Raw genomic sequence first — 6606 nt, 5'->3', positions numbered from 1 at the left:
ACACAACCACGAGACTCAGCGGTGGCTGCTCCCTGCCCACGGACAAAACCACACCGCCGCAGCAGGTCAGAACGGATCTCCTGCTGGAGTACTAGCCACGGATGCCGTTTCAGATCACCTGCCCGAAGCCCGCTGGAGCTCGAAGGAAGGCACCTCCATGACCGTAACAAGGCCGCCCAGCGCGGACAACGAGGAGTCACGACAGGTTTCACCTGGCGTGATTCGAGGCATCCACGCGGCGCGCGGAATTATCCTGGCACTCGCCGCCTTCATCAGTGCGGTAACCGGTCTGATCATCGCTCTGATCCGCACCTGAGCGCGGCTGTCACTCTCGGCCCGCACCTGTCAGGTGGCGGCCAGCGACGGCGAAGGCCCTGACCAGGAGGCAAGTCCTGGCCAGGGCCTTCGCGGTGGAGCGGGTGACGGGAATCGAACCCGCACTGTCAGCTTGGGAAGCTGATGTTCTGCCATTGAACTACACCCGCAAGCGGCACCACTGTACCCGAGTCGTCGAGCCCGTGCACCCAGGTACCCCCGCCCGCCGCTCGGCCCGGGTTGATCCACTCGGGGTCCTGAAAGTCGGGGCATCCGAGCGGCCGGGACACCGCGATATCACCGAAACGGAGTGGATCATGCCGGGCGGCCGCCGGCGGGGCGGGGCGGACGGCTGAATGCCGGCTCCGTCACGCACGGAGCCGGCATTCGGCTGACCCTGGTCCGTGGTCAGGCGGCCGTGCACTGGACGTCACGGCTGCGGCGGGTCGGGCGGGTCTGCGGCACGGTGAGCGGCGCGGTCGCCACCGCCGACGGGGCATGCGGGTCGAGCCAGACCCGAACGGCCGGCCGGGCCGGCGCGAGGCCCGGGACGCCGGTGATGTGCTGCTCGCGGCGGGTCAGCATCGCCACGTCGACGGTGAACTCGAACAGCTGCCAGTCGACCTGCGGCTCGGCGCGGGCGCCCTGCGCCAACCGGGCGACCCGTGCCGGATCGGTCACCGGGCGGGCGTGACCCGCCACGTACGCCTCGTCGTCGCTCTCCTCCGGCGGGAACGAGTGCAGCGCGTAGCGGCCGTCGCGTTCGAGGTCACGGCGCTTCGGGGAGTCGATGATGAAGCAGAAAAGACCCTCGTCGGTGATGACCGGGGAGACCGGATGGACCCGGGGCCCGCCGTCGGCACGGACCGTGGCCAGGTAGCCGAAGCCCGGCCCGTACTGCTGGAGGAGAACACGGATCCCGTCGGCGAGTCGGGGCTCGTCGGCGGCGAATTCGGACCAGGAAGCCATGTGGGCATTCTATCGAACAAATGTACGAGCGGCGACCTCGACGCGCTGGTCACCGGCACCGAATTCGGGGGTTTTGAGGCCCGCCGCTAAGGTGGTCCGATGCTGCTCTCCGACCGCGACCTGGTCTCCGAGATCAAGGCCGGCACGCTGGGCCTGGAGCCGTTCGAGCCCACCCTGGTCCAACCTTCCAGCATCGACGTACGGCTGGACCGGCTTTTCCGGGTCTTCAACAACCACCTCTACACCCACATCGATCCGGCGATGCAGCAGGACGACCTGACGTCGGCGGTGGAGGTCCCCGACGGGGAGCCGTTCGTGCTGCACCCCGGGGAGTTCGTGCTCGCCTCGACGCTTGAGGTCATCTCGCTGGGCGACCAGCTCGCCGGCCGCCTGGAGGGCAAGAGTTCCCTGGGGCGGCTCGGGCTGCTGACGCACTCCACCGCCGGCTTCATCGACCCCGGCTTCTCCGGTCACGTCACGCTCGAACTCTCGAACGTCGCGAACCTGCCCATCACTCTCTGGCCGGGTATGAAGATCGGGCAGCTCTGCATCTTCCGGCTCTCCTCGCCGGCCGAGCACCCGTACGGCTCTGCGGTCTACGGCTCGCGCTACCAGGGGCAGCGGGGGCCGACGCCGAGCCGCGCCTGGCAGCACTGGCGCACCTGGCCCACCCGCTGACCCCGTGAACGACGAGGGCCCGCCGCGACGAATCGCGACGGGCCCTTCGGTCGACACACCGGATCAGCCTGGACGGCCGTAGCTGTGGATCGGGCCGTCGTCGACCTTCTTCATCTTGACCGGTTGGCCGGCCTGCGAGGCGTGCACCACCCAGCCGCCACCGACGTACATGCCGACGTGGTGGATGTCGCTGTAGTAGAAGACCAGGTCGCCGGGGCGCAGGTCGCCCTTGCTGACGTTCTTGGTGACGCGGCTCTGCGCGGCGGCGTTGTGCGGCAGGGACACCCCGGCCTTCGCCCAGGCGGCCAGCATCAGCCCGGAGCAGTCGTACGAGTTCGGGCCCTCGGCACCCCAGACGTAGGGCTTGCCGATCTGCGCGCAGGCGAACTTGACCGCCGTGCCGGCGGCGCCACCGGGATAGCTGCCGGGGCAGGGGGCCGGGCGCAACGGACCGCCGCCACCGCTGCCGTACACCTTGAGGCGCAGCTTCTGCAGCTTGTCGATCTCGTCGTTGATCTGCTTCTTCTTCGCCGCCAACTGGGCCTCGGTACGGGTCAGCTGGGTCACCATCTCGTCGAGCGGCGCCTTCTGCCTGGCCAACTCGTCGCGCAGGTCGGACACCTCGCGGACGTCCTGCTGCTGGTTGTGCGCGAAGCGGTCGAGCATTTCGAGCTGGCCGACCACCTCGCTGGGTGACTGGCTGCCCAGCACCGCGTTGACGGTCAGCACGTTCTCGCCCTTGTAGGCGCGTACGGCCAGGGCACTGACCTTGTCCATCGCGGCGTCGACCTGACGCTCCAGCGGGGTGATCCGGGCGGCCAGCGCCTGGGCCTGCCTGCGCTTGTTGGCGAGGTCGATGCGGGTGGCGTTGTGCTGTTCGATGACCGGTTCGAGTTTGTTCCAGTCGGCGTCGATCTGGCGTTCGATCTCGGCGACGGACGGGTCGGCGTGGGCCGCGGTGGCGCTGCCGGTCAGGACGACGGCGACGCCGGCCAGTGCGGCGAGCGCGGTGGTGAAGCGGGACCAGCGTGGGCGCGGCGCGATCGACGGCGGGCCGGCTGCTGCCGACCGCTCGGACGACGGCCGCGGGGCATGGAGTGCCACCGGGGTTCCGTACTCCTTCTTCCTGACCGCCTACCGGGTTAGCTGACGGGTTCGGGCGGGAAGTGGGCGCCCTACCGCAGTGACTGCGGATTCACCCCGGGGGACATGGGTCCCCGGTTCGTTCGGAAACGACTCGGCGGTGTCGGTCCGTTACCGCCCGGGCTGGACGGAGCTGCTATCGGGCCGACGAATGACCAGAGTAGAGACGCTTGTTACCACTCCGCAACCCGTGCGGCCGTGACACTCCGTACCGATCGGAGAGGATCACCGGCCGTACGTGAAGAATTCTTTCCCAAGGAGTCGACACATAGAAAGGTATTGACGCGGACTCCCGGGCGGCGCGAGGGTGACCACATCTTCACCCGCGAGATCTGGGGGGTTCGATGCACCATCCAACCCTGCTCCTCGGCCGGCGTGCGCTGCTCGCCGCCGCCGTGGTCGCCGCCGCGACCGCGGTCCCACCACCCGCCACCGCCGCCACACCGACGGCCGACCGCCAGCAGCGGTACGCCGCCGCGGCGGCCGAGTACGGCGTACCGACCGACGTGCTGCTCGGCGTCTCCTACCTGGAGTCCCGCTGGGACAGCAACGCCGGCACACCCAGCACCAGCGGCGGCTACGGCCCCATGCACCTGACCGCCGCCCGACACGTGGCCGCCCTGCCCGTGGGCGGCCACCACGACACCGGCGCCGAGGACCCGCGTGGCGACGACTCCCGTAGCGCGCTGGCACCCGCGCCCCCGCCGGCCGAGGACCCGGCGCCACCCGCCGGAGCGTTGCAGACCGTGGATGCCGCCGCCGCGCTGACCGGCGCGAACCCCGACGCGCTGCGCACCGACGCCGACGCCAACATCCGGGGCGGGGCCGCGCTGCTGGCCTCGTACCAGCGGGAGTTGGGCGCGCCGGTCGGGGCCGGCACCGACCCGGCCAGCTGGTACGGCGCGGTGGCCCGCTACGCCGGCGCGGACAGCGCAGACGCCGCGGCGGCCTTCGCCGACGAGGTCTTCACCACCATCGGCAGCGGCGCGTCGCGGGTGACCGACGACGGCCAACGGATCACGCTGCCGGCCCGGGCGATCCGGCCGCAGCGATCGTGGCTGGACCGACTGGGTCTGCGTCGGCTCGCCCGCCCGGACGGACTGGAATGCCCCCGGACCATCTCCTGCGAGTGGATCCCGGCTCCCTACGCGGCGTTCGGCGACGGGGACTACGGCAACCACGACCTGTCCGACCGGCCCGCCCGGCAGAAGATCGAGTACATCGTCATCCACGACACCGAGGGAAGCTGGGCCACCACCCTGCGACTCGTCTCGGACCCGACCTACGTGAGCTGGCACTACACGCTGCGCTCGGTGGACGGGCACATCGCCCAGCACGTCAAGACCAAGGACGTCGCCTGGCACGCCGGCAACTGGTACGTCAACGCCAAGGCGGTCGGGCTGGAGCACGAGGGCTTCGCGGCGCAGGGCACCTGGTACACCGAGGCGATGTACCGGACCTCGGCGAAGCTGGTCCGACACCTCGCGCTGCGGCTGGGCGTCCCGCTGGATCGCCAGCACATCATCGGCCACGACAACGTGCCCGGCACCATCGCCGCGAACGTCCGAGGAATGCACTGGGACACCGGCCCGTACTGGGACTGGAACCACTACTTCGAGCTGCTGCACGCGCCCCGGTTGGACACCGGTACCCCGGCCACCGGTCTGGTCCGGATCGACCCGGACTTCGCCACCAACCAGCCGGCGTTCGTCGGCTGCGTCACCGCCGGCATGCCGTGCGCGCCACGCGGCTCCTCGGCGGTGGTGCTGCGCTCCGCGCCGGCCGCGGACGCGCCACTGGTGAACGACATCGCGCTCCGCCCCGACGGCACCCCGAACACCATGGAGGTGTCGGATCACGGCGCCCGCGCCTCCGCCGGGCAGACGTACGCGCTGGCCGGTCGGCAGGGCGACTGGACGGCGATCTGGTATCTCGGGCAACGGGCCTGGTTCCACAACCCGGCGTCCGCGCCCACCGCCAGCTGGACGGTCGGACTGGTGGCCACCCCGAAGCCCGGCCGAGCCACCATCCCGGTGTACGGACGGGCCTACCCGGAACAGGCGGCCTACCCGACCGGCGTGCCCTACCAGACGATCTCGCCACTGCAGTACACCCTTGCCGCCGGGCAGCGGTACGCCGTCGGCGCGGTGCTGCCGGGCGAGTACTACCGGGCCAGCACTGTCGACGGCTCCTCGCCCGGTGACTGGACGGTGATCCGCGGCAAGAACAGGTACGCGCAGATCCAGTTCGGCCACCGCATCATGTACGTCGACCTGGCCGACGTGCAGCTCCTGCCGTCCCCGGTGGGCGCACCCCGCTGACCACGACGACGGCCCCCGGTCGGTGACCGGGGGCCGTCGTGTCGCACGGGGTGGATCAGCCAGGTCTGCGGAACCCGGCGACGGGCATGGTGTTGATGCTGGACACCTGCACCGGTTTACCGGCACGTGGCGCGTGCACCATCTGGTTGTTACCCAGATACAACCCGACATGACTCAGGCCCGAGTAGAAGAAGACCAGGTCACCGGGGCGGGCCTCGGCTCGCGCCACGGCCTTGCCCTCGTTCCACTGGTCTCCCGTGTGGTGGGTGAGGGAGATCCCGGCCGACCTGTAGGCGTACTGGGTCAGCCCCGAGCAGTCGAACGAGTTCGGGCCGGTGGCACCCCAGACGTACGGATCGCCGACCTGCTGGCAGGCGGTCTTGATCGCCTTCTGGGCGGCCACGGCAAGCACACCGTTGATGGTCGGGCAGCCGGCGGTCTTGACCGTCGTCTTCGGCATCGACGCCTCAAGCTGCTTGATCTCGGCGTCGATCTGCTTCTTCTTGGCCGCCAACTCGTTCTGCTGCTTGGTCTGAGTGGCGATCAGGGAGTCCAGCTTCTGCTTCTCGCCGTCGTACTTGGCCCGCACGGCGAGGACGCCCTCGACCTCCTTGCGCTCCTGCGCGGCCAGCCGGTCGAGGATGGTGAGCTGCTCGGTGAGCGTGTCCGGCTTGGCGCTGACCAGTAGTGCGCCGATGTCGTGCGACGGACCCGAGATGTAGTAGCGGGAGGCGAGATCGCCCACCCGGTTGAGCGCCAACTCGCTCTGCAACGCCAGCGGCTCGATCTTCTTCTGCAGGTCCGCCGACTTCTGCCGATTGACCTTCAGCTGCGCCCTGACCTTGTTGTACTGCTCGATAGTGGGCTCCAACTGCTCCCACTTCTTGTCGATCTGCGCCTCAATCTCGTCGACCGTGGGCGCGGCGTGCACCGGGGCGGCAAGCAGGCCCGCGCCGACCACCGCGGCGGCGACCAGGACGAGCAGACGATGACCGGCCCGGCGCAGACCACCCGGCCGAGCAGACGCAGACAGGTCGTGACGATGAGGGGGCATGGTTGCCACCGGCACCGACTCCTTTGCAACCGACCGCCGGGCGCCTCGCGTGAGGGAAGGGCCGAGGCAGACGACCCACAGCGGTCGGTGCCCCACATTAGGGAAGCGCGAGGCGGTAATCAAGGC

6 protein-coding genes, 1 tRNA gene and 1 riboswitch are annotated in these 6606 nt (G+C 69.9%); of the genes, 3 read left to right on the top strand and 4 right to left on the bottom strand.

All coding sequences use genetic code 11. The annotated features are described in order from the left end of the window. The coding region (locus tag AB0C25_RS29645; RefSeq protein ID WP_357377375.1) for a hypothetical protein at positions 1 to 316 on the top strand (316 nt) is incomplete at its 5' end. 95 nt (positions 317 to 411) lie between these two features. On the opposite strand, the gene AB0C25_RS29640 is transcribed toward AB0C25_RS29645, so the two are convergent. Together AB0C25_RS29640 and AB0C25_RS29635 are read right to left on the bottom strand one after the other, a co-directional pair. Then, positions 412 to 485, bottom strand: a tRNA-Gly gene (locus tag AB0C25_RS29640). A gap of 238 nt (positions 486 to 723) precedes the next feature. Then, positions 724 to 1284: a pyridoxamine 5'-phosphate oxidase family protein gene (locus AB0C25_RS29635; protein ID WP_357377373.1), complete on the bottom strand. Its 561-nt coding sequence runs from the start codon at positions 1282 to 1284 to the stop codon at positions 724 to 726. 99 nt (positions 1285 to 1383) lie between these two features. On the opposite strand from AB0C25_RS29635, the gene dcd reads away from it, so the two are divergent. Next, positions 1384 to 1962 (top strand): dCTP deaminase, encoded by a 579-nt coding sequence (dcd, locus tag AB0C25_RS29630; protein ID WP_285792496.1) that lies wholly within the window; start codon positions 1384 to 1386, stop codon positions 1960 to 1962. Positions 1963 to 2025: 63 nt separating this feature from the next. On the opposite strand, the gene AB0C25_RS29625 is transcribed toward dcd, so the two are convergent. After that, complete coding sequence (locus AB0C25_RS29625) at positions 2026 to 3066, bottom strand: NlpC/P60 family protein (RefSeq protein ID WP_357377371.1); 1041 nt, start codon at positions 3064 to 3066, stop codon at positions 2026 to 2028. 13 nt (positions 3067 to 3079) lie between these two features. Then, a riboswitch (cyclic di-AMP (ydaO/yuaA leader) is annotated at positions 3080 to 3215 on the bottom strand. 234 nt (positions 3216 to 3449) lie between these two features. Between AB0C25_RS29625 and AB0C25_RS29620 the strand changes: the two genes are divergently transcribed. After that, positions 3450 to 5426, top strand: coding sequence for an N-acetylmuramoyl-L-alanine amidase (locus AB0C25_RS29620; RefSeq protein WP_357377369.1), 1977 nt, complete (start codon positions 3450 to 3452; stop codon positions 5424 to 5426). 55 nt (positions 5427 to 5481) lie between these two features. On the opposite strand, the gene AB0C25_RS29615 is transcribed toward AB0C25_RS29620, so the two are convergent. Continuing rightward, complete coding sequence (locus AB0C25_RS29615) at positions 5482 to 6495, bottom strand: NlpC/P60 family protein (protein WP_357377367.1); 1014 nt, start codon at positions 6493 to 6495, stop codon at positions 5482 to 5484. Positions 6496 to 6606: the final 111 nt, after the last annotated feature.

The sequence above is a fragment of the Micromonospora sp. NPDC048839 genome, assembly GCF_040649915.1.
Taxonomy (GTDB): domain Bacteria; phylum Actinomycetota; class Actinomycetes; order Mycobacteriales; family Micromonosporaceae; genus Micromonospora.
This window is presented reverse-complemented; position numbering and strand designations above follow the sequence as displayed.

Bases quoted from the DNA above. Each gene is read 5' to 3' on its own strand.
- AB0C25_RS29635 (WP_357377373.1), bottom strand. From the start codon at position 1,284: ATGGCTTCCTGGTCCGAATTCGCCGCCGACGAGCCCCGACTCGCCGAC.
- dcd (WP_285792496.1), top strand. From the start codon at position 1,384: ATGCTGCTCTCCGACCGCGACCTGGTCTCCGAGATCAAGGCCGGCACG.
- AB0C25_RS29620 (WP_357377369.1), top strand. From the start codon at position 3,450: ATGCACCATCCAACCCTGCTCCTCGGCCGGCGTGCGCTGCTCGCCGCC.